The following is a 584-nucleotide window of genomic DNA, read 5'->3' as shown; positions in this document are numbered from 1 at the left end:
CGTTTCAAGTGCTATCATTGCTCGAAGGTGATGGTCGCCGAGACCTCACTCGTCAAGAAGAATCATCAAATTCCTCGTATCATCAACCAAAAGATTGCGCAAAAGCTGATTGAAAAGACTTCTATGACCGATATTGCTCATCAGCTGGCTATTTCAACTTCAACTGTCATTCGTAAGCTCAATGACTTCCGTTTTAAGTCTGATTTTTCTTACCTCCCTGAGATTATGTCCTGGGACGAGTACGCTTTTACAAAGGGAAAGATGAGCTTTATTGCACAAGATTTTGACAAGCTCAACATTATCACTGTTCTTGAAGGCAGAACACAGGCTATCATCCGAAATCACTTTCTGCGCTACGAGCGAGCTGTTCGTTGTCAGGTGAAAATCATTACGATGGATATGTTTAGCCCTTACTACGATATTGCCAGTAAACTTTTTCCTAACGCTAAAATCGTTCTTGACCGCTTTCACATTGTCCAACATCTAAGCCGTGCTATGAGTCGTGTCCGTGTCCAAATCATGAATCAATTTGAGCGAAAATCCCATGAATACAAGGCCATCAAACGCTACTGGAAACTCATTCA

At 41.8% G+C, this 584-nt stretch carries 1 protein-coding gene; it reads left to right on the top strand.

Features of this window, described 5'->3' with window-relative positions; all coding sequences use genetic code 11:
- Positions 1 to 584 (top strand): ISL3 family transposase (locus O3650_RS09565; RefSeq protein WP_371492029.1); only part of this gene is annotated, 584 nt, incomplete at both ends.

The organism is Streptococcus sp. 20925_1_24, from assembly GCF_041432335.1.
GTDB classification, from domain to species: Bacteria; Bacillota; Bacilli; order Lactobacillales; family Streptococcaceae; genus Streptococcus; species Streptococcus mitis_BM.
Note: the sequence above shows the minus strand (reverse complement) of the source record. Positions and strands in the feature narration are given on the sequence as shown.